General features: G+C 60.2%; 20 protein-coding genes and 1 other RNA gene. 6 read left to right on the top strand and 15 right to left on the bottom strand.

Translation table 11 applies throughout. From position 1 onward, the window contains the following. Positions 1 to 42: 42 nt before the first annotated feature. From CFII68_RS03390 to CFII68_RS03440, 12 genes are all read right to left on the bottom strand, one after another. Entirely contained in the window at positions 43 to 351 is a 309-nt protein-coding gene (locus CFII68_RS03390; RefSeq protein WP_018612918.1) for a hypothetical protein, read from the bottom strand. Next, positions 348 to 1,328, bottom strand: a complete 981-nt coding sequence (locus CFII68_RS03395; protein ID WP_018612917.1) for an integrase domain-containing protein — start codon at positions 1,326 to 1,328, stop codon at positions 348 to 350. Before CFII68_RS03395 ends, CFII68_RS03390 begins: the two co-directional genes overlap by 4 nt. Further along, positions 1,306 to 1,665 carry a hypothetical protein gene (locus CFII68_RS03400; RefSeq protein WP_018612915.1) on the bottom strand — a complete coding sequence of 120 codons (360 nt, stop codon included), beginning with the start codon at positions 1,663 to 1,665 and terminating at the stop codon, positions 1,306 to 1,308. The genes CFII68_RS03395 and CFII68_RS03400 overlap by 23 nt, the downstream gene beginning before the upstream one ends. Then, positions 1,649 to 3,049: a YfjI family protein gene (locus CFII68_RS03405; RefSeq protein ID WP_018612913.1), complete on the bottom strand. Its 1,401-nt coding sequence runs from the start codon at positions 3,047 to 3,049 to the stop codon at positions 1,649 to 1,651. Before CFII68_RS03405 ends, CFII68_RS03400 begins: the two co-directional genes overlap by 17 nt. Positions 3,050 to 4,076: 1,027 nt before the next feature. Next, a complete protein-coding gene (locus CFII68_RS03410) occupies positions 4,077 to 5,333 on the bottom strand; it encodes an integrase domain-containing protein (RefSeq protein WP_033062892.1) in 1,257 nt (418 codons plus the stop codon). Between the two features lie 187 nt (positions 5,334 to 5,520). Then, positions 5,521 to 5,916: a transfer-messenger RNA gene (gene ssrA / locus CFII68_RS27220) on the bottom strand. Positions 5,917 to 6,012: 96 nt separating this feature from the next. After that, positions 6,013 to 6,303 (bottom strand): hypothetical protein, encoded by a 291-nt coding sequence (locus tag CFII68_RS03415; protein ID WP_018612910.1) that lies wholly within the window; start codon positions 6,301 to 6,303, stop codon positions 6,013 to 6,015. A 96-nt stretch (positions 6,304 to 6,399) separates the two neighbouring features. Continuing rightward, complete coding sequence (locus CFII68_RS03420) at positions 6,400 to 9,267, bottom strand: FAD-binding and (Fe-S)-binding domain-containing protein (protein WP_018612907.1); 2,868 nt, start codon at positions 9,265 to 9,267, stop codon at positions 6,400 to 6,402. After that, positions 9,264 to 9,935: a lactate utilization protein gene (locus CFII68_RS03425; RefSeq protein WP_018612904.1), complete on the bottom strand. Its 672-nt coding sequence runs from the start codon at positions 9,933 to 9,935 to the stop codon at positions 9,264 to 9,266. Before CFII68_RS03425 ends, CFII68_RS03420 begins: the two co-directional genes overlap by 4 nt. After that, the gene (locus CFII68_RS03430; protein ID WP_018612903.1) at positions 9,932 to 11,389 is read right to left on the bottom strand and encodes a LutB/LldF family L-lactate oxidation iron-sulfur protein; all 1,458 of its coding nucleotides are present in this window, start codon (positions 11,387 to 11,389) and stop codon (positions 9,932 to 9,934) included. The genes CFII68_RS03425 and CFII68_RS03430 overlap by 4 nt, the downstream gene beginning before the upstream one ends. Further along, positions 11,386 to 12,210, bottom strand: coding sequence for a (Fe-S)-binding protein (locus CFII68_RS03435; RefSeq protein ID WP_018612901.1), 825 nt, complete (start codon positions 12,208 to 12,210; stop codon positions 11,386 to 11,388). Before CFII68_RS03435 ends, CFII68_RS03430 begins: the two co-directional genes overlap by 4 nt. Positions 12,211 to 12,360: 150 nt before the next feature. Next, positions 12,361 to 14,055, bottom strand: coding sequence for a lactate permease LctP family transporter (locus CFII68_RS03440; RefSeq protein ID WP_018612900.1), 1,695 nt, complete (start codon positions 14,053 to 14,055; stop codon positions 12,361 to 12,363). 263 nt (positions 14,056 to 14,318) lie between these two features. Between CFII68_RS03440 and CFII68_RS03445 the strand changes: the two genes are divergently transcribed. Continuing rightward, positions 14,319 to 15,086 carry an FCD domain-containing protein gene (locus CFII68_RS03445; protein ID WP_018612898.1) on the top strand — a complete coding sequence of 256 codons (768 nt, stop codon included), beginning with the start codon at positions 14,319 to 14,321 and terminating at the stop codon, positions 15,084 to 15,086. Positions 15,087 to 15,199: 113 nt separating this feature from the next. Here CFII68_RS03445 and smpB read toward each other — a convergent pair whose 3' ends face one another. Continuing rightward, complete coding sequence (smpB, locus tag CFII68_RS03450; protein WP_003197663.1) at positions 15,200 to 15,682, bottom strand: SsrA-binding protein SmpB; 483 nt, start codon at positions 15,680 to 15,682, stop codon at positions 15,200 to 15,202. A 118-nt stretch (positions 15,683 to 15,800) separates the two neighbouring features. Here smpB and CFII68_RS03455 point away from each other — a divergent pair, with 118 nt between their 5' ends. Genes CFII68_RS03455 through CFII68_RS03465 form a run of 3 tightly spaced genes read left to right on the top strand, consistent with a single transcriptional unit; the run spans position 15,801 to position 17,954 of the window. Continuing rightward, positions 15,801 to 17,204 (top strand): sodium-dependent transporter, encoded by a 1,404-nt coding sequence (locus tag CFII68_RS03455; RefSeq protein ID WP_033062903.1) that lies wholly within the window; start codon positions 15,801 to 15,803, stop codon positions 17,202 to 17,204. A gap of 7 nt (positions 17,205 to 17,211) precedes the next feature. Further along, the gene (locus tag CFII68_RS03460; protein ID WP_014336563.1) at positions 17,212 to 17,655 is read left to right on the top strand and encodes a type II toxin-antitoxin system RatA family toxin; all 444 of its coding nucleotides are present in this window, start codon (positions 17,212 to 17,214) and stop codon (positions 17,653 to 17,655) included. Beyond that, complete coding sequence (locus CFII68_RS03465) at positions 17,652 to 17,954, top strand: RnfH family protein (RefSeq protein WP_033062891.1); 303 nt, start codon at positions 17,652 to 17,654, stop codon at positions 17,952 to 17,954. Before CFII68_RS03460 ends, CFII68_RS03465 begins: the two co-directional genes overlap by 4 nt. Positions 17,955 to 18,013: 59 nt before the next feature. On the opposite strand, the gene CFII68_RS03470 is transcribed toward CFII68_RS03465, so the two are convergent. Next, the gene (locus CFII68_RS03470; protein ID WP_018612889.1) at positions 18,014 to 18,541 is read right to left on the bottom strand and encodes an outer membrane protein assembly factor BamE; all 528 of its coding nucleotides are present in this window, start codon (positions 18,539 to 18,541) and stop codon (positions 18,014 to 18,016) included. Between the two features lie 97 nt (positions 18,542 to 18,638). Here CFII68_RS03470 and fur point away from each other — a divergent pair, with 97 nt between their 5' ends. Beyond that, positions 18,639 to 19,043, top strand: coding sequence for a ferric iron uptake transcriptional regulator (gene fur, locus CFII68_RS03475; RefSeq protein WP_003197684.1), 405 nt, complete (start codon positions 18,639 to 18,641; stop codon positions 19,041 to 19,043). Positions 19,044 to 19,118: 75 nt separating this feature from the next. Here the strand turns inward: fur and recN are convergent, their stop codons facing one another. Beyond that, entirely contained in the window at positions 19,119 to 20,792 is a 1,674-nt protein-coding gene (recN, locus tag CFII68_RS03480) for a DNA repair protein RecN (protein ID WP_018612881.1), read from the bottom strand. Between the two features lie 241 nt (positions 20,793 to 21,033). On the opposite strand from recN, the gene grpE reads away from it, so the two are divergent. Next, the gene (gene grpE / locus CFII68_RS03485) at positions 21,034 to 21,600 is read left to right on the top strand and encodes a nucleotide exchange factor GrpE (RefSeq protein ID WP_018612879.1); all 567 of its coding nucleotides are present in this window, start codon (positions 21,034 to 21,036) and stop codon (positions 21,598 to 21,600) included. Positions 21,601 to 21,660: the final 60 nt, after the last annotated feature.

Here is a 21,660-nt window from a genome sequence, read left to right as displayed (position 1 = left end):
GGTCCGCTTTGGGCCGCAGACAAGCCGACCGGGCGCAGTGTCTCAAGGCAAAGGCTGATCAGTATTATTCGTTTGGCCCATAGGCAATCTTTGGCTGTTGCCCAATCGCTTCCAGATCAGCAGAGCGGTGAGTCGATAGTAATACCGGGTGGCGTCGGAGTGATCTTTCAGGTGCTGAGTGAGAAACCAGCGCACATGCTTGAGCCGCCAGGTCCAGGGATTGTCTCGCTGCCATCGCTGTTGAATGGTCGCTTGCATGATTCGGGCCTGGCGAAGGTGGCGTCGCTGAGTGGCCTTCGAGCCGGTCAGTACACCGCTCAGGAACAGCGTCATATCAAAGGGCTTGGTCACGCTCGACCTCCAATGTAGGCCGAAACCACATCGATCCGGTTATGCCCGAGCTCAACGCTGATCTGTTGGCGCGCCTGCTGATCAAGGTCGCGGTCAATGCGATAGCAATGGCCGCCGTTGACCGGGGCGGCGTGGCCCGTGAGCTGTTCGTAACGCTCGCAGGCGTAGGCCGCTCGCAGTTCATGGAAACCCTTCAGCCCTTGTTCATGCAGCATGTTGCGTGCGGGGAGCACGGTCTGTTGCAGGAACGCGGCGTAGCTTTCGTCTCGGGCCAGCAAGTTGCGGCTATGGGGCGGCGACGCATGACGAGCCAACTGCAGCGCCGCCTTCACCTCTTCATTAGCCACAACCCATCGCGGCGCTGATGCCCCTGAACGGCCGCCTTTGGTGCCGTCCTGGATGTTGATGCGGCCTAAGTGTTCGGCTTCGCGTTGCAGTCGTGGCAGGTCAGCCAGGATCGCTTCGCGCAGGCGCATGCCGGTTGTTCGGGCCAAAAGGACAATCGTTGCCACCCGCTCGTGTTGCTGTTCGCCAAGCGCCTCAATCACTCGCCGCACCTGTTGGTGGTCTTGCCCATCTGGCGCGCGGGTGCGTACGGTCGAACGCTTCTGTCCCAACGCCTGACTTGGGCTGGCGATCCTCAGGTTCTGATCACCGCGCAGCGCGGCGAGGGTGCGATTAACGCTGCTCAGGCGGTTCTGTGCGGTAGCAATGCAGAGTTCACCTTGCTGGATCTGCTGGCGCAGGTAAGCGGCGTAGTCTTGCAGTGTCCTTCGATCGATCTGGCGCGCATCGTTGTAACCGGGGCCGTCCTCTGACCGACACCAACGCACGAACGCTTGCCAGCGATCACTATGCGCTTTGACCGTGGCGAAGTGGCCACCGGCAAACAGATCCTTGAGCGCTTGTGGGCCAGCGTAGCTCAGCTGACGACCGTAGCCAAAGTTGCGACCATCACGCCGACCGACCAGTGCCATTGTCATCACCGTTTTCGTTTGTTTGCAGAAAGAGCAGCACGGCTTTCCAGTGGGGGCTGAGCCTGTCGACTTGCTGCCAGTGTGTCGGGCGGATCAGGAGGGCGTTCTCCTGGTGTTGCAGCAGTGCCCCTTCTTCGCGCAGTTGCTCGATCAGCAGGGCGAGGTTGGCAGGCTCCATGGGGGGTGTGGCGACAGCGGCGACAGTGGCGACAACCCGTGTCGTTTCTGGCCTGGCGCGTGGCGACAGGGTGGCGACAGCGGCGGCGACACGCCGTGATTCAGGTTGTGGTTGATGTTGCGCTTGGTAGCGGCGCACCGCGTCATTGAGGCGAAACATGGCGGACCTCGAAGGTTCTTCCATCGCGGCTGTTCAGCCAGCTATGAGTGATCAGCTCGACGAATAAAGAAGCGGTATGGTCAGCGCTCTTGCGGGCAAAACGAGGACCGTTGCGATTGACGTCACGGACGGTGAAGTGGGTCCAGCCTTTCTGTACCAGCCAGCGCAGCAGCCGATCCGCTTCCTCGCGTCGGCTATTGACCGGCTCTTGTTCGGTCAAGCGCTGAATCTCGGCCAGGTAGTAATCCATCAGCGTGGAGGCGCGCTGGATGTGTGCTTCGTCCAAGGCACTAGCCTCTTCAACCATGGCCAGCACGCCTGCGATACGCAGTACATTCGCCGCGGCCTTGCTCGCGACAGGCTGGACGCCGGCCAGCTCGCCGAACTCGCCAGACTGGCACTCGATGGTGTCGTGAATATCAATCCAGGCCCGACGGGCACGGGCTGTCAGTTCCAGCGTGGCGGGATTGAGTGAGCCATCCTGGTGAAGCGACCAGGGCTGTTGCAGCAGGGCGGTGATCCGCTGTTGGTAGCGCTGGACTTTGGCATCTCGGGTCAGGTCGATCGCCTTGTAGAGTCGCTGGCCGGCCAGGCGCTCGGGCCAACTGATCAGGCAACGGCCCAGGATGCCTTGGCCATTGATCACCGGGTCTTTGAACAGCTGGTTGGCCAGGTAGGGTTGCAGCATCAGGTGCAGGCTGAGGCGGCGGTCATAGGCGCGCAGGCTTTCTCCGGCCATGGAGCGCGCCCGGTCGATCGGGCTGCCATCCCACAGTGTCGACAAGGTGGTGATCGCCTTGAGCAGATTCTCTTTGCTCATGGTGCTGCTGCCCAAGAACTGGCCACCTTCATCATTGAACAAGCCCATGCTGGGCAAGCCATTGCACAGACTTTTGACCAGGGCCTCAATGGTGGGCTCGGCAATGATCAGTCTCGGCGGTACGGGCTCGGACAGCTCACCGCCTTTCGCCTCTGCACGCTCCGTTGAGGTTTTGGGTTTGGCCATGATGCTGGTAGCGGCGCGATAGGCTTTGAGCTTTTCCGCATAAAGGGTCCACTGCTGTCGTTCCCAGTCGCGCGCCGCCTTCAGTGCCAAATGATCCACCGCGCTTTTGCGATCACCCGAGGACGCCACCGTCAGTAGGTAGAGGGACAATGGATAGGTTCGGCCATCGAGTTCGACATTGGCATGACCCTGACTCACCAGGGCTGCGCTGGCCAGCACCGATTGTGCCGCCATTGCGCAGGGCACGCCGATCACCTGGGCCAGTCGCTCGACCGCAGGGCTCAACAGATCCCCCAATGCTTCGACCGGGTAGGGCAGTGGCGCCTGCTGGTATTCCAGCAATGGTTGTGGTGGCTCGAACGCTTCGCACTGTTGCATCACAATTCTCCTGAGATTATCGACTTCGTCCTCACTCATCCCGCCACGGTTGTTGAGTGTTATCAGGGATCAAGGCCCCTGCGACCTGTGAGGGTTGTCCACTAACGCGGGACTGGCGGCTCTTTACGACCGGGAGCTTGGGCATCTCATGATCTGGCCTCCTGAACACCGATAGCGGTGGGCGGGTGGAGGCTGCACTGGCTGACGAGACCGGTATCGCGAGATCCTGAGTCGGGTGAAGGCAGTGATGCGATGACTGGGGCATGCCTGACTGTCAGTCAGGTGCAGTCCATTTCATGGGCTGCGGCACCATCATCGGCATCGCTGTGGCGAGTGAGCATTCGGTGTTTGTCACGCCGATTGTCACGAGGGGGAAAGCCGCAAAGGCCCGTGCGATCAGGGCTGCAGAAGTGTGATATGCGCCCGTCTCTTTAGGGGGCAAAGAGACGGGCAAAAGGTTGGCGCAAGAATAGCCAAGCGGATAAGTTGCTGCAGAGCAGCCAGGAGGGGGCATGAGTTGCCGCAGTGGGCATTCTGGAAGAAGTGGCATCCATCACATCGCTGTGACTGTGCGAGCCGCCGGACGCTAATCGCACTTGGGGTGAACCACCATGATGTGGCGTAGCCTCAAAGGTTCTGGCTACCTGGGTGCTGTCGAGGACAGCGCTGGTACGGTTCTGGTTTAGCGCTCGTTCTGCTCGCGGTCAACCGTATTTTGGGGGCGGTTGTTGCGCCAATCGGTAACGGTGGAAGACCTTGGAAACCGGTGGTTTTCCATGGCCGGGTGGTCGTTCGTCGGTTTTTAATGTGAGCCCATGCGAGTGGGAATGCGGAGCCTTCCCGCTCGCGTGGGCTTGGCCGAGAAAGCCCCACGAGCGAGACTTGTAACGGCGACAGTCGCCACTTCTGTCGCCATGCAGCAGGCCAGGTATTACGCGGGTTGTCGCCGGTGTCGCCGCTGTCGCCAAATCAACCATCACTCCATCTGGGGAGTCATTCTCGGTTACTGGCGGCGTCCGGTGAGCGCTCACCGTATCGGCACGTTGTTGTGGTCCCTGGTTTGATTGATCGCAGATGCCGACAGGTTGCCAGTGGCCGCTTTCTGGATGTGCTCACTCCACCAGGCCATCATCGGACGCCGGCGTTCGATGTAGTCAGCTCGGTTGTAAGCGCTTCGGACTTCATCCTTGTCGACATGCGCCAGCGCGACTTCGATCAGCTCCGGATCCCAGCCATGCTCGTTCAGGATGGTGCTGGCCATGGAGCGCATGCCGTGGCTGACCAAGCGGTCCTGGAAGCCCATGCGTTTCAACGCCATGTTGGCGGTCTGGCTATTGGCGTGGGTGCGCGGATTTCTATCTGCCGGGAACACGTATTCCCTGTGACCACTGTGGGGCTTGAGCGCCTCCAGTAACGCGAGTGCCTGTTCGGTCAGCGGGATGGTATGCGGGCGACGCTTTTTCATGCGCTCCGGCGGGATGGTCCAGATGCGTTTGTCAAAGTCGATGTCTACCCATCGGGCGGTAGCCGCTTCGGCAGGACGGGTCATAGTGTGCAGTTGCCATTCGATCAGGCAGCGGGTGATCCGCTTGATGCTGGCGTTCGCGATTTCGATCATGAGCTCGGAAAGCTCATCGGGTCGTAGCGCGGCCATGTTCTGTTTCTTGGGTTTCTTGAATACCGCCCGAATGCCACTGAGGGGGTTAGCGAAAATCAACCCGGAGTTCACCCCGTAGGTCATGATCTCGTTGAGCCGTTGGCTCAATCGCTTCACTGTCTCGAGGCTGCCTTTGGCCTCGATTGGGCGAAGCAGTTCGATGACCATCGGGGCGGTAATTTTCGAGAGCGGCGTTGTTTTCAGGTCTGGAAATACATGCAGCGTGAGCGATCGCCAAATGTCTTCGGCGTACGCCGGCGTGACGGCGTCCTTCTTCAGCTCGAACCAGGCGGTGGCCACGTTCTCGAACGTATGTTCCGTCTCCGCTCGTTTGGCTTCGTCCTGTGCATTGCGTTGCACCTTGGGATCAATGCCTTGTGCAAGCAGCTCGCGTGCTTCCACCACTTTCTTCCTGGCGTTCGCTAGCGAGAGCTCTGGGTATGTGCCCAGCCCCATATTGATACGATTTTTGGTTACCGGCTCGCGGTAGTTGAAGTTCCACAGCATCGAGCCATTGCTCCTGACTCGGAGCTGAAGGCCGTCACCATCGCTGAGGACGTAATCCTTGTCTTTTGCCTTGACTGCCTTGAGCTGGCGGTCGGAAAGGCGAAGGGCTGGAGCGGGCATGAGAGCTACCTCTGACACCGTTTTGGTATTCCAAAAAATAGCACCGGATGGCTTGGAATACCATTTGGAATACCCAAACGGCTGGAACTCAAAAAACCTCTCCAGCGCCCAGTAGCGCTTAAACCCTTGATTTTGCTGGTTTTAAGGCACAAAAAAAGACGTCCGTGGACGTCTTTAGATGATGAAGTGGTGGAGCCGGGGGGATTTGAACCCCCGTCCGCCAGTACTCCGCTGTCGGTACTACATGCGTAGCCGTGTCTATTAAGTTAACCCTCAGCGACCCGACGGGCAGGGTGCTTTGGGCGAGTTGTGTAAGTTTTAGCCGATTCGTCCACAACGTACTGCACGGCGATTCCGTTCTATATGACAATCACTTTGGGTTTACGGACATCCCCTAATGATTGCTGGACCCGAAGGTACCAGAAGCTCAGGTCTAAGGCTGCTTACGCAGCGATAGCGAATTCCTGGCCGTAGTTTTCGTCATTGGCAACTATAGAAGTTGCAACAGTGGATTTACGAGTTCTGTTACCAACTCGGCATGCACCTAAAGTTTCGCAACCGGCGTCGAATCCTAAACGGCCCCGAACCTGTCACTCCATGAAGCTGGAGGAGTGGCAGGCATTTGCAGTGTACGCCAATCCGCGTCTGAGGCCAACCCGAAGGTTGGCCGCACGCGACATTACTGCTGATCGCCTTTGGTGTTGTTCTGCAATTTCTGAAGAGCTTGGGTGGTCAGCGAGATGCAATTCTTGCTGCCTTCCTCGGTGCCTTTGGCTTGTTCGGCCGTTGCCTGCCCGACGGTGGCGTCGATATCGGTTTTCATGCTTTCGCTCATCTGCTCGGTGCTGACTTTCGCATCCCTGATTTTTTGCAGATTGATCTGGCAAAGGTCTGCCTGGCTATTTGCAAACACCGGAGAGGCCAACATCGCAGCGGAAATGAACAAGCCAGCAAGTGCGGTGCGCTTCATGTGTATCTCCTTGAACGTAGGGTCTCGGTGCCGCTGGACAGTCGCGGCCAGGCCGAGTCGGTGGATGGCCCAGCGCAGCCGGGCCTATTCAAGTGACTACAGCGACGCGCAGGAATTCGATTTTTCTTCGAGTCCCATCGTCGGGCCCTCACCGTTGGCGGGTTTGGGACGGGTGACACGGTCTACCAGATACACCAGCCCGTGGTAGTCAATTGCGCCGTGTTGGGTAAGACCGATCTCACAGGTGCGGCTGGTGGAAATCCCTTCGTTGCAATGCTGTACCGCGTCCTTCAGTGAGCGCAGCGAGTGGGCATTGAGCTCTGGCGTGGAGAAGCCCTTGTCGCCGGCGAAACCGCAACAATGGATGCCTTCGGGGATGACCACGTTTTTACTGCACTGGCGCGCCAGGTCGATCAGCGCCTGGCTTTCGCCAAGGTGCTGCGTGCTGCACGTGACGTGCACGGCGATGGGCGCTTCTTGGGGGGTGAAGTCGAGACGATCCATCAGATGGGTGCGGATGAAGCGCACCGGGTCATACAGGTCCAGGCGCACGTCGCCAAGGTCCTGGACCAGCCGCAATGTGCAGGGGCTGGTGTCACAGTAGATTGGGTCGAGCCCGCCGCGACTGGCGTGCAGCAAGGCGCCGATCAGTTCCTGGCGTTTATGCTCGGCCTGTTCCGTGTAGCCTTTGGACGCAAAGGGTTGGCCGCAGCAGAGGCTGTCCACATTGTCTGGAAAGACCACCTGATAACCGGCCTTTTCCAGCAGGCTGCGGGTCTTGTCGTACAGCGACATCTGCTCCTTGTCCGCTGCTGCCGGGCCCATGACCCGCGACACGCATGCCGCCAGGTACACGACTCTCGGACGTTCGTCCGACACGGCGGGGCTGAAACGGATGGCCTTTTCCGGCTGGGGCATGGCGTTGGTCCACTGTGGCACCTGGCCCTTGGACAGGCGCGTCAATGAGGCCGACAGTCTCGCCAGGCGAGGCGCGCCCAGCAGCATGCGCGCACCGTTGGCGACGTGCAGGACGAAGCGCGCGCCTTGCAATGTGGTGGCGAAATTTCCTTCAATCCAGTTGGCGGTTTTCGTCTTCGTCGCGTCACGGCTGCGCAGTTTTTTCACCAGCTCGCCGGTATTGATGCCTACCGGGCAACGTTGTGCACACAGGCCCGTGGCGGCGCAGGTATCGATGCCCTGGTATTGGTAGGCACGTTCCAGTTCGGTGGTGTCCGTGCCGGCGCGTTTTTTGGCTTGGATATCCCGCCAGATCACGATGCGCTGGCGCGGGCTCAAGGTCAGGTCCTTGGACGGGCACACCGGCTCGCAAAAACCGCACTCGATGCACTTATCCACAATTTCATCGGCGGCCGGCAGCGGTTTGAGGTGCTTGAGGTGGATCTGCGGGTCTTCGCTGAGCACCACGTCCGGGTTGAGGATGCCGTTGGGATCGAGCAGGCGTTTGAGCTGCCACATCAACTGATAGGCGTCACTGCCCCATTCCAGTTCGACGAACGGCGCCATGTTGCGTCCGGTGCCGTGTTCGGCTTTCAGCGAGCCGCCGAATTCCACTGCCACCAACTGCGCCACGTCGTCCATGAACGCCTGGTAGCGTGCGACTTCTTCAGGGTTGTTGAAGCCTTGGGTGAAGACAAAGTGCAGATTGCCTTCCAGCGCGTGTCCGAAAAGGATCGCTTCGTCGTAGTGATGTTTGTCGAACAGCTCGATCAGGCGGTTCACGCCAATGGCCAGTTGTTCCACCGGAAAGGTCACGTCTTCGATGATTACCGTGGTTCCGGTTTTGCGTACTGCCCCGACGGCTGGAAAGGTGTCTTTGCGGATCGCCCAGAGCCGGGCGTTTTCCCGCGGGTCTTCGGTAAAGTCGACCTGTTTTTCCACCGGGAAACCGGCCAGGGAGGCCATGATCCGGGCCAGTTGTTCTTGCAGTAAGGACGAGGAAGCGGCGCGGGATTCGATCAGCAAGGCGCAGGCATTGGTCGACAGATGCTGTACGAAATCCGGCATGCCCGGTTTGTCCTGCACCGAGCGCAGGCTGCGGCGATCCAGCAGCTCCACGGCCGAGACTGGCTGGCTTTTCAGCACGGTGACGGCGTTGCAGCAGGTCTCCACATCGGGGAACACAATCAGGGCCGAAGCCTTGTTCGGATGGTCGATAACGGTGTTGTAGGTCACCGCGCTGATGAAGCCGAGGGTGCCTTCGGAGCCGACCAGCAGGTGGCTCAAGATATCCACAGGCTCATCGAAATCCACCAGGGCATTGAGTGACAGGCCGGTGGTATTTTTCAGACGGTATTTATGCCGGATTCGCGCAGCCAGTTCAGTGTTGGCGCGGGTCTCGCGGCCCAAAGTCGCCAGGCGTTCCAGCAGTTCGCCATGGCTCGTACGAAAAGCCGCCACGCTGCTGTCGTCTTCGGTATCCAGGCGCGTGCCATCGGCCAGCACCAGGCGGATGCCGGCCAGGGTGTGATAGGTGTTCTGCGCCGTGCCGCAGCACATGCCGCTGGCGTTGTTGGCGACGATGCCGCCGATTTTGCAGGCATTGATCGACGCCGGATCTGGGCCGATCTTGCGCCCGAACGGCGCCAGCCAGGCGTTGGCCTGGGCGCCGATCACGCCGGGCTGCAAACGAATCTGCAGGCCTTGCTCGCGAACCTCGCGCCCGTTCCAGTTATCCCCCAGCACAATCAGCACCGAGTCGCTGATGGCTTGCCCGGACAGGCTGGTGCCGGCGGCGCGGAACGTGACCGGGACCTGGTCGCGTTGGGCCAGTTTCAGCAGCGCAATCACTTCATCTTCGGATTCGACGCGCACCACCAGTTTCGGAATCAACCGGTAGAAACTGGCGTCGGTGCCGAAGGCCAAGGTCGACAGCGGATCGTCGAAACGGCGTTTCTGCGGGATCAGTTGTTGGACGTCGTGTAGGAAAGGGGCCGGAAGGGTCATTGGTCCTCCAGAATCAAAACCACCAGATCCTTCGGACCATGAGCGCCATAGGCCAGGATTTGCTCGATGTCGGCGGTTTTCGACGGGCCCGATACCAGCAGGGCGTTGGTGGGCATGCCTTGGGCCCACTCGAATTCCTGCTGCACTTCATAGAAGTTGTCACGGATCTCGCTGGCCTTGAGCAGGGCGAAATGCACCGGTGGCACCAGGCTCATCAGTCGCGGCTCTTCCCGGGTTGGCCAGAGAATCAGGCTGCCGGTGGCGGCGATGGCGCCAAGGGTTCCGGTGAGGCTGGCGGGGGTGTCGTTGAACAACTCGGCCTTCCACTCTTCTACCGGGCGGTCGTAGGCCTTGAGGGTTGGCAGGTCCGGATGGTTCGCCCAGAACTGTGTGATTTTTTCCCCGTGCGCGGTGGTCGGGGCGATGAGCAGGCTCGGCAATTGACGGTCGCGCAGCAATTGCGCGAGCAGGGCCGGCCAGCCTTCGTCGGACGTCAGATGGATTTCGGTGTGCACCGCCTCCATCAGCTTGCGCAATTGCGGGATACGCTCCTCGGGCGCATAGCGATAGGTTTGCGTCACCAGCTCGACGTCGAAGTTGTCGGCAACGGGCGTGGCGCCGGTCAGGCTTTTACGCAGCTTGGCGAGGATATTGTCCTTGGCGCTCATCGGCGGTCTCCCTGCTGGTTCAGGTGTTCGCGGGCCAGGTCATGCAATGAGCGGGCGGCGGGTTTGGGGGCGCTGTGGTTCTGGGTCCATGGGCCGATGTTGTTGGGCGTCAGGGCGCGCAGGCGCGTGGCGAGGAACCCGAACAGCCGATACAACCGTGGCGAACTGTTGAGCCGAGCCCAGGCATTCCAGATGAAGCGTTCCTTGGGCGAGTATTTGCTGCCCTGGCCGCGCATCACCTGATGGGGGCTGTCCGGCGCCTTGACGTTTTCTTCCCGCAGCCGCCGGAGCAAAGCCGGAATCGGAATCTTCACCGGACACACTTCACCGCAGGCACCGCACAGTGAAGACGCGCTCGGGTGGTCCGGCACCTTGGCCAGGCCGACCATGTGCGGCGTGATGATTTTTCCGATGGGTCCCGGGTAAACCTCGCCGTAGGCATGACCGCCGATTCGTGTATAGACCGGGCAATGATTCATACACGCGCCGCAGCGAATGCAGTTCAGGGTCTGGCGCAGTTCGCTGTCGGCAAACGCCTGGCTGCGACCGTTGTCGAGCAGGACCAGGTGGACTTCCTGGGGGCCGTCCAGTTCGTCGGCCTTGCGCGGGCCGGAGATCATGTTGACGTAGGTGGTGATGGGCTGGCCGAGGGCCGAACGGGTCAGCAGCGACAGCAGTGGCACGACGTCGCGCAGGTTCTCGACGACTTTTTCGATGCCGGTCACGGCAATGTGCACCGGCGGCACGGTGGTGGACATCCGCCCGTTGCCTTCGTTTTCCACCAGCAGCAGCGTGCCGGTTTCGGCGACGGCGAAGTTGACGCCGGAGACGCCGATGTCGGCCTCGAAAAATTTCTGCCGCAATACCTTGCGACCGATCTGAATGAGTTGGTCAACGTCCTTGGTGTACTCCACGCCGAGTTTGTCGTGGAACAAGGACGCGACCTGACCGGCATTCTTGTGGATCGCCGGCATAATGATGTGTGAAGGCTTCTCGTGGTCGAGCTGGACGATGTATTCCCCCATGTCGGACTCAAGACATTCAATGTCCCGAGCCTCGAGGAAATGGTTCATCTCCATCTCTTCGCTGACCATCGATTTGCCCTTGATCACTTGCCGCGCCTCGTGAGCGCGGATGATCGAGAGGACGATGCCGTTGGCTTCGTCCACCGTTTCCGCCCAGTGCACGTTCACACCGTTGCGGGTCAGGTTGCTTTCAAGTTGCTCGAGCAGGTCGGGCAGCTTCGATAACGCACGGGCGCGGACGGCATTGCCCAGCACACGCAGGTGTTCTCTTTCGTGGGCATCGCTGAAGGACGTTGCCCGTTTGGTCATCAGTGAATCCATCGCGCTGCGAAAGTTGTTTCGCAGTTGCGTGTCGCCCAGGGCCTTGTGGGCTCGGGCGCGAAAATCTTCCTGCACCTCAACGGTCGGAATCAGCGTCGGCGTGCTCATGCGACACCTCCGCTACGCTGCCAGAGGAAGCTCGCCAGGTGCTGGCCGCGTAGCGCCTCCTGCTGTTTTTCCAGTGCGCCGTTGATGTTCATCAGGCAGCCACAATCGGCGCTGATGACCTTGTGCGCGCCGGATTCCTTCAGCGCTCGGGTCTTGTCGGCCACCATCGCGCCGGAAATATCCGGCATGCGAACGCTGAACGTCCCACCAAAACCACAGCATTCGCTTTCGTGGCTGTGTTCGACTCGCTCCACATTGCGCAACTGCGCCAACAACGCGCGGCCGTGCAGGTGGGTGTTCATTTCACGCCGTGCCGAGCAGGACGTGTGCAGCGCGACCTTCACTGGCTCACCGCTGTCATTCAACTGCACCTTGCAGACAAACAGCAGGAATTCAGCCAGCTCATAGGTCCGGGCCGCCAGGGCCTGGACCTGCTTGAGGGTTTGCGGCTCGTCCTTGAACAGGTCGGCGTAATGCTCGCGCAGCATGCCGGCGCAGGAGCCCGAGGGCACGACCACCGGATAGTCTTCGGCAAACAGGGCCAACTGCGCCCGTGCCACCGTCCGCGCCTGCTCGGTGTAGCCCGAGGTGTAGGCCGGTTGGCCGCAGCAACTTTGCCCTTGCGGGTAGTCCACCCGGATTCCTTCGCGCTCCAGCAGATGAATCGCATCCATCCCAGCTTCGGGATAGAACAGGTCCACCACGCAAGTGCCGAACAGGTAGACCCGTTGCGGTTTTTCGCTGGGGTACTGCCGAGGTTCGGGCAATGGCGGGGCGACACGGGTCGCGTTCGGCACGGCGTTGTAAAAAAGCTCGCTCATCAGGCGTGTCTCCGGGTGGTCCCGGTTATCCGTCCGCTGAGGCTGCTGAATATAGCCAGGAAATCTTTCAGCAGCCTTGCAGACCCGGTTGTGAATAGCAGACGCCGAATCACGGTTCGGCGTCGGTTTTTCCAGTATTACGTGTAGGACTTAATGAACCAGCATGCCGGTAAACCAGTAGGCCTGGGCCAACGTGATCAGGCCGACAATCGTTGCAAAGAATAGGCTGTGTTTGAGGGTGAAACGGAACAGATCCGATTCTTTGCCCACCAGCCCGGTCGCGGCGCAGGCCACTGCGATCGATTGCGGCGAAATCATTTTGCCGGTCACGCCGCCGCTGGTGTTGGCCGCCACCAGCAGGGTGTCGTTGACGCCGATCTGATGCGCGGTGGTGGCTTGCAGCGAGCCGAACAGCGCGTTGGACGAGGTATCGGAACCGGTCAGGAACACGCCCAGCCAACCAAGGAATGGCGAGAAGAACGGGAACGCCGCGCCCGTGCCCGCCAGGACCAGGGCCATGGTCGAGGACATGCCGGAGAAATTGGTGACGAAGGCGAACGCCAGCACCATGCCAATGGAAAGAATGGGCCAGCGCAGTTCGTAGAAGGTCTCTTTTAAAGTGGTAAGACCAGTTTTAATGTTGATCTTGAGCACCAGCATCGAGATCAGTGCCGAGAAGAAAATCGCCGTGCCGGTGGCGGAAATCGGGTCAAGCTTGAACACGGCCGGAATCGCCGTCGGGTTGACGACGATTGGCGCGACCTTGATCACCATCTGGTCCAGATGCGGGATGGCGAAGTTGAACACCCAGCCGTACATCGAGCCGCCAGCGGCGAACATCGCCTTGAACGGCTTGAGGGTCCAGATCGTCACCAGCACGGTAAGAATCAGGAACGGCGACCAGGCCTTGATGATTTCCCCCAGGCTGTAGGGCGAGGCCACGGTGCTACGAGGCTGGCCGAAGCCGCCGGCGCTGGCGGTGATGGCTGCGCTGGAAGTGGCGCCGGCAATCTGGGCGCCTGCGGTGCGCTTGGGTTGCCAGACTTTCAGGAACAACGTCAGGGAAACCAGGCTGGCCAGGGCCGAGGTGATGTCCGGCAGTTCCGGGCCGATGAAGTTGGACGTGAAGTATTGGGTGATGGCGAAGCTCAAACCTGCCACCAGTGCAGCTGGCCAGGTTTCCCGCACACCGCGCAGGCCGTCCATCATGAACACCAGCCAGAACGGCACGAACAACGACAGCAAGGGCAATTGGCGGCCGGTCATGGCGCCGATCTTGAAGGCGTCGATTCCGGTGACCTGGCCGGCCACGATAATCGGAATGCCCAGCGCGCCGAACGCCACTGGGGCGGTGTTGGCGATCAGGCACAGGCCGGCGGCGTACAGGGGGTTGAAGCCCAGGCCGACCAGCAGGGCGGCAGTAATCGCCACCGGTGCGCCGAAACCGGCGGCACCTTCCAGGAATGCGCCGAAGCAGAAGCCGATCAGCAGCACTTGCAGACGCTGGTCATCGGTAATCGACAGCACCGAGCTGCGAATCACCTCGAACTGGCCGCTCTTGACCGTCAGTTTGTAGAGGAATACGGCGGCGACGATGATCCAGGCGATGGGCCACAGGCCATAGGCAAAGCCATAGCCGGCGGCGGCAAAGGCCATGTCTGCCGGCATCTGGAACGCGAAGATCGCCACGGCAATCGCCAGCGCCAGGGTGATGCTGCCGGCCACATGCCCCTTGAGGCGAAACACCGCCAGGGCCAGGAAGAAAAATACGATGGGAATAACGGCCGCGAGGGCGGACAAGCCGAGGCTGCCGAGCGGGCTGTAGAGCTGTTGCCAGGTTTGCATAATGGGTGGGCCCCTAATTGTTGTTGGTCAGGCACTGGTCAGCGGTTTTGGGTAATTGGTAATACCAATTTACAAGCGCTGTTGGCTAGGGTAAAAGCCTTGGTTGTCGTGTGTCAATTTGCCGCCCTGAAACTTTCGTCGAATAAGCGGTGCAGAGGGCATCTGATCCGGTGGTGAAAACAGCTTTTGATGGGTGTGGACAAGGCCCGGATGGGCCAGAATAGAGAGCCCGGCGAGCCGTCGGGATCGTGGAGAATTGAGTTATGGGGTTTGATCAGATTCGTCAGCGCCGTTTGTCTGACGATATTGTCGAGCGGCTTGAAGGCATGATCCTTGAGGGCACGCTCAAGTCCGGTGAGCGGTTGCCTGCCGAGCGGACCCTGGCTGAGCAGTTCGGCGTGTCACGTCCTTCGTTGCGCGAGGCGATCCAGAAACTGGCGGCCAAAGGCTTGTTGGTCAGTCGTCAGGGCGGCGGCAACTATGTGGTGGAGTCGCTGGGCTCGACGTTCAGTGATCCGCTGCTGCAACTGTTGGAAAGCAATCCCGAAGCGCAGCGTGACTTGTTGGAGTTCCGTCACACCCTGGAAGCGTCCTGCGCTTATTACGCGGCATTGCGGGCTACGGAGGTGGATCGCGAGCGGCTGACGGCGGCCTTCGACGAGCTCCAGGATTGTTACTCGCGCCACGACGAGATAAGCCGGGCGGAGGAGGGCGCGGCGGATGCCCGGTTTCATCTGGCGATCGCCGAGGCCAGTCATAACGCGGTGTTGCTGCACACCATCCGCGGCTTGTTCGACCTGCTCAAGCGCAACGTCGTCACCAACATCGGCGGCATGTACAAGCAGCGCAGTGAAACTCGCGACATGCTGATCAGCCAGCACCGAGAGCTGTACCAAGCCATCATGGACGGGCATGCCGAACAGGCGCGGGAAGTGTCCAGCCGGCATATCTTGTATGTGCAGGAAGTCTTGGAGGAGGTGCGTCAGGAAGTGCAGCGCGTGGCGCGGGCGGAACGGCGTAAAGGCATGTAGCGCACGAACCCTGTGGGAGCGAGCCTGCTCGCGATAGCGGTCTGTCTGACACATCAATGCCGGATGTGTCGACGCCATCGCGAGCAAGCTCGGCTCCCACAGTTGATCCCGGGCTAGTCTTCCTTGCCCTTGTTGCGCACCGCGCGCTGCAGCTCGCGGCCGGCATCGCGTTCGCGTTCGGTGTCGCGCTTGTCGTATTCCTTCTTGCCCTTGCCCAGGGCAATTTCGCACTTGATCAAGTGCTTGCTCCAGTACAACGACGTGCAGACGCAGGTGTAACCCTTCTGTTGCACGGAGGCGAAGAGTTTTTCCAGCTCGCGTTTGTTGAGCAGCAGCTTGCGCGAGCGCGTCGGGTCGGCGATCACGTGGGTGCTGGCGGTGGTCAGCGGCGTGAAATGACTGCCCAGCAGCCAGGCCTCGCCGTCCTTGAGCAGCACGTAGCTGTCGACCAGTTGCGCCTTGCCGGCACGCAGACTCTTTACTTCCCAGCCGGCCAGGACCATGCCAGCCTCGAAACGCTGTTCGATGAAGTAATCGTGTCGCGCCTTTTTATTTTGCGCGATGGTCCCTGTGGGGTGTTTCTTCTGTTTAGCCATAGGGGCGGCATTATAGGCAGTTGCGTGCGTGTCGGCTACGGTGAAGCTGCGTGCTTGAGCACGTTGAGTGAATCCCGGACAATGCGGCCTCTTTTTCGAACGCTTGGGCGTGATCACGATGTCGACAGACAAGGTTTCTGTCCACGGCAGTTGGGCTAGCCGCTGGGTCTTCATACTCGCGGCCACCGGTTCCGCCGTGGGGCTGGGCAGTATCTGGAAGTTTCCGTACATGGTCGGCGTCTACGGTGGCGGTGCCTTCGTATTGATGTTCCTGGCGTGCATTGCGCTCATCGGCGCACCGGTGATGCTGGCCGAAACCCTGATCGGTCGTCGTGCCCGGCAAAGCCCGGCCAATGCCCTGAAGGTGCTGGCGGTGGAAGCAGGGCATTCGCCCAAGTGGTCGTGGGGCGCCTTCGCCGGAATGATCACGGCGCTGTTGATCCTGTCTTTCTATAGCGTGGTCGGTGGCTGGTCGCTGGACTACATCATCGACATGGGCCGCGGGGATTTCCAAGGGGCCACGCCGGATCAGGTGGGCGCCTACTTCGGTAATGTGATCGCCGATCCCTGGCGGCTGACCCTCTGGCACACGATCTTCATGGTGCTCTCGGCGGTGGTGATTGCCCGGGGCGTGGTGGCCGGGCTTGAGCGCAGCCTGCGGATCATGATGCCGTTGCTGTTCGTGATGATCCTGGTGTTGCTGGGCTACAGCATGACCACCGGACACTTCATGGAAGGCGTGCATTTCATGTTCGACTTCCAGCCGGAGAAAGTCCTCGACGGCCTGCTGCCGGCCATGGGGCATGCGTTTTTTTCGCTGAGCGTCGGCGTGGGATCGATCATGATCTACGGCGCCTACATGCCCAAGAACGCCTCCCTGACCCGGACTGTCTTCGGCGTCGCGCTGCTGGACACCTTCGTGTCGCTGCTGGCGGGTGTGGCATTGTTTCCGATTGTGTTCGCGGCCGGCCTGAACCCCAGCGAAGGGCCGGGGTTGATGTTTGTCAGCCTGCCCTTTGCCTTCGGCAGCATGGCCTTCGGTCAAGTGATGGGCGTGGTGTTTTTCCTCCTGGTGGCCATCGCGGCCTGGAGTTCGGCCATCTCCCTGTTGGAGCCCATGGTGGCTTACCTGGTTGAACGGACCCGGCTCAGCCGCGCCTGGGTAACCTTCTGGTTGGCCTTCACCTGCTGGTTTGTCGGCCTGGGTACGGTGTTTTCTTTCAATATATGGAAGCAGGCGAAGTTTTTCGTGAACGAAGACGGGCTGTTCCATCTCTACCAGTGGGGCGCAACCGGAGGGCTGGATTTCTTCGGCGTGATTGATTTCTTCACCTCGCGGATCATGCTGCCATTGGGTGGTTTGTGTTTCGTAGTGTTTGCAGGATGGATCATGGGGCGTGAAGCGGTGCGTGATGAACTGTCGCTGCGCAGCCCGGTATTGTTTGGTTTGAGCCTGTTCTTGATGCGCTACGTGGCGCCCATTGGCATTCTTGTAGTGTTTGCCGCCCAGCTGTGGAAGTGACGCTTACATGACGACACATATTCAACGCTCGGCCTTGCTGCCCTACCCGGCGCAGGCGCTGTATGACCTGGTCAACGATGTGGCGAGCTACCCGGAGTTTTTGCCGTGGTGCTCGTCGGCCGAGGTGCTGGAGAGCTCTGAAACCCATATGCGCGCCAGCCTCAACATTGCCAAGAGTGGCTTGAGCCAGCGCTTCGTCACACGCAATACGCTGGTGCCGGGGCATTCCATCGAGATGAACCTGGAAGAAGGGCCTTTCAATCAGCTCCACGGTGTCTGGGTGTTCAAGCCGTTGGGTGAAAAGGCCTGCAAGATCAGCCTGGACCTGTCGTTCGACTACGCCGGCCCACTGGTGCGGGCGACGTTGGGGCCGCTGTTCAATCAGGCTGCCAATACCCTGGTCGACGCGTTCTGCCAGCGGGCCAAGCAGAATGCAGAGCTCAAGCGTTGATTGAGATAGAAGTGGTGTATGCCTCGGTGGAGCGTCAGGTCTTGCGCGCATGCGTGGTGCAGGAAGGCACCAGTGTTCGCGCAGCGCTGGTGGCCTCGGGGATTGCCGATGCATTCCCGGAGCTGGACCTGGCGACTTGCCCGGTGGGGATTTTTGGCAAGCAGGTTGCCGATCCAGAGCGCCAGGTGGTGCAGGCGGCTGATCGACTGGAGATTTATCGCCCGTTGTTGGCCGATCCGAAGGAGATTCGGCGCCTGCGCGCGGCCAAGGCTGCCCAGGCGCGCCAATCGGAGCAATAACCTGGCCGCAATGGCAGGCGATAAAAAACCCGGCATGCCGGGTTTTTTATTGTCGCGATTTATTGCGGCGAGGTGTCCAGAGGCTCTGGCGTCGGGACGGGTACAGTCTCGACCTGGTCCACGTCTTTCTGGATCTGGTCCTGCAACGAACCTGGCTTGGCCGGTTTTTCCGGTTTTGGCTGTTCGGCATTCTGGGCCGGGTCGGTCACGGTGGTGCCGCTGTCCTTGCCCATGATGGCCTCGTCGCGGCTCACGCCAGGCATGAAATCGCCCGACAGGCTGACGAGTTGGTCATTGGGGCTGAAGATAACGCTGATGCGTTCCTGCTGGCGCTCACCGCCGCCTGGCTGCAAGCTGTACAGGTAATCCCAGCGATCGGCATGGAACGTGTCGGTCAGCAGGGGGTTGCCCATGATAAACCGTACTTGCCGGCGGGTCATTCCCGGGCGTAACTGGTCTATCATGTCCTGCGTGACGACATTGCCCTGCTGGATGTCGATTTTGTAAACCCCGGGGAATGAACAACCGGCGAGTGCGAGCAGTCCCACAAAGGTGAAACTGGTTAGCAAGAGCTTGGTGTTTTGCATCGGTGGGCGACTTCCACTATCTTGGCTGGGACAACGTAAACGCCGATCATACCCGCATTAAGAGAAGCTGCGAAGCAGCATCGCGAGAAAGCTGACCATGGTTGAAAATAGCGAACTACGCAAAGCCGGCCTCAAAGTGACCCTGCCACGGGTCAAGATTCTACAAATGCTCGACTCCGCCGAGCAACGCCACATGAGTGCTGAAGATGTCTATAAGGCGCTGATGGAGGCTGGCGAGGACGTCGGTCTGGCCACGGTTTACCGTGTTCTGACCCAGTTCGAGGCAGCTGGCCTTGTGGTGCGACACAACTTCGACGGAGGCCATGCGGTCTTCGAGCTGGACGACGGCAAGCATCACGACCATATGGTCAACGTCGAGACCAGTGAAGTGATCGAATTCTTCGACGAAGAAATCGAGCGGCTGCAGAAAGCAATCGTCGACAAGTATGGCTTCGAGATGGTTGATCACAATCTTGTGCTGTACGTACGCAAGAAAAAGTAAGCATGTCGCGCGGACTTAAGGTTCGCGAAACGAACGAAGGCGACCCCAGGGTCGCCTTCGTGCTTTCTGCCGTTCTCAGATTTTCGCGGTAACGACCATTTTTTTCGCGTGGGCCAGGGATTCCTTGGTGAGGTCGATGCCCCCGAGCATTCGTGCCACCTCTTCCACGCGCTCGTTTTTGTTGAGCTTGGACACGGCGGTACGAGTCGCGTCCTCGCCGCGCACCTTGTGCACAAATAAATGCTGGTGTCCCTGGGCGGCGACCTGAGGCAGGTGAGTGACGGTCAGCACCTGGCCACGTTCCCCCAGCCGACGCAGCAACTGGCCGACAATTTCCGCTGTAGGGCCACCGATACCCACGTCCACTTCGTCGAATACCAGCGTCGGTACGCGAGAGGTTTGTGCGGTGATGACCTGGATGGCCAGGCTGATTCGCGACAACTCACCGCCGGAGGCGACTTTAGCCAAGCCTTTGAGCGGTTGTCCGGGGTTGGCGCTGACCAGCAATTCCACCTGTTCCAGCCCATTGGGTTGGAGCTCGTCGCCAGCGTTGGGGCGCAATTCGATGGTGAAGCGCCCGCCCGGCATGCCCAGGCGCTGGATTTCCTGCTCGACGGCACTGGCCAGCCCTGTTGCGGCATGCTGCCGCAATTCACTGAGCTCCCTGGCCTTTTCCTGGTAATGACGGGCATAGGACGCCAGTTCGTCCCCCAGGCGCTCGATGGACTCATCGTTGGCGTTCAGGGTTTCCAGTTCTTCCAGCAGCCGTTGCTGGAGTTCGGCAACGTCGGTCGGCTGGATGCGGTGCTTGCGCGCCAGTGTATAGATGGTGTCCAGGCGCTCTTCCAGGTACTGCAGGCGGGCCGGGTCGGCATCGAAATGATCGAGGAACCGATTCAGCTCCCCGACGGCCTCTTCGACCTGGATCTGCGCGCTGGTCAGCAGGTTGGTCGCTTCGTTCAAGGCGCCCACTGAATTGTTCACGCTGGAGAGTCGGTTCAGGCTCGCTGTCAGTGCATTGAGGACATTGCCCGAATCGCTCTCGCTGCATTGTTCGACCACCTGGCGGCAGATGCCCAGCAGGGTTTCGGCGTTGGTCAGGTTCTTGTGTTCCTGCTCCAGTTCTTCCAGTTCATTTTCACCCAGGGCCAGGTTCTCCAGCTCTTCGAGCTGGTAGCTCAACAACTGGTGGCGGGCGCGCTGCTCGTCGCCGGAATTGGAGAGTCGATCCAGTTCCTGCCGGGTTTGGCGCCAGCGTTGGGCCGCCAGTTGGACTTGCCGGGCCAGGTCCGTGGCGCCGGCGTATTCATCCAGCAGGCGGCGATGGGTGTCGGTCTTGAGCAGGGATTGGTGTTCATGCTGGCTGTGAATGTCGATCAGCAGCTCGCCGAGGGCCTTGAGATCGCCCAAGGGGCAGGGCGTGCCGTTGATGTAGCCTCGGGAGCGGCCTTCGGCGGTGATGACCCGGCGCAGGATGCACAAACCGTCGGTGTCCAGGTCGCGTTCGGCCAGCCAGGCGCTGGCCTCGGGGATGTCGACCAGGTCGAACGTCGCCAGGATGTCGGCCTTGTCCGCTCCGGGGCGCACCACGCCACTGTCGGCGCGATCGCCCAGCGTCAGGCCCAGGGCATCGAGCATGATCGACTTGCCTGCGCCGGTTTCACCGGTGATCACACTCATGCCTCGATCGAGTTCGAGGTCGAGATGTTCGACGATGGCGTAGTTGTGTACGGACAGGTGCACCAGCATAAGGCCGCTCCCAGGCTTTAGGTCTGGTTATTTATACAGTGTTTTGTTTCGGCCTGACAATGCCCTCGCTTAGCTCGATTTGCTTGGGAAAATGATTTTCTTAGCGCGGCGAGGAATGGTTATGCAGCTGTTTTTTGTAAGGTTAATTCGTCAGGTGGCCCTTGAAGCTGAAAAACCCGACCCCATATACCGGGGCAGAAGCGCGAGTCGAGCTCGCGGACGAAGTTGAGAGGAGAAATCTATGGCTGACGAACAGACTCAGGACACGCAAAATCAAGACGCCAATCAGGCTTCCCAGGTTTGCGGTGAAGACCTGGCGGCACGTGTACAAGTGCTCGAGGAGCAACTGGCCGGTGCGCAGGATCAGGCGTTGCGTGTAGCAGCCGACCTGCAGAATGTCCGCCGTCGCGCCGAGCAAGATGTAGAGAAGGCTCATAAATTCGCCCTGGAGCGTTTCGCCGGCGACCTGCTGCCGATCATCGACAGCCTGGAGCGCGGCCTTGAGCTGTCCAACCCGGATGACGAAAACATTCGTCCGATGCGTGAAGGCATCGAGCTGACCCTGAAAATGTTCCAGGACACTCTCAAGCGTTATCAGCTCGAAACCCTTGATCCGCATGGCGAACCGTTCAACGCCGAGCATCACCAGGCCATGGCGATGCAGGAAAGTGCCGACGTCGAGCCAAACAGTGTGCTGAAGGTTTTCCAGAAAGGCTATCTGCTCAACGGTCGCCTGCTACGCCCGGCCATGGTCGTGGTCAGCAAGACGCCAGCGCCGGTTTCGCCTTCTATTGATGAGCAGGCTTGAAATCGGTCGTAGCGGCCCCATCTATATGTCAAGCGTTTAAGTGCTACCGCAGTTAGCCAC

It is taken from the genome of Pseudomonas sp. CFII68, from assembly GCF_000416195.1.
Taxonomy (GTDB): Bacteria; Pseudomonadota; Gammaproteobacteria; order Pseudomonadales; family Pseudomonadaceae; genus Aquipseudomonas; species Aquipseudomonas kilonensis.
The sequence above is the reverse complement of the archived record's forward strand: the minus strand, read 5'-3'. Positions and strand labels throughout refer to the sequence as shown.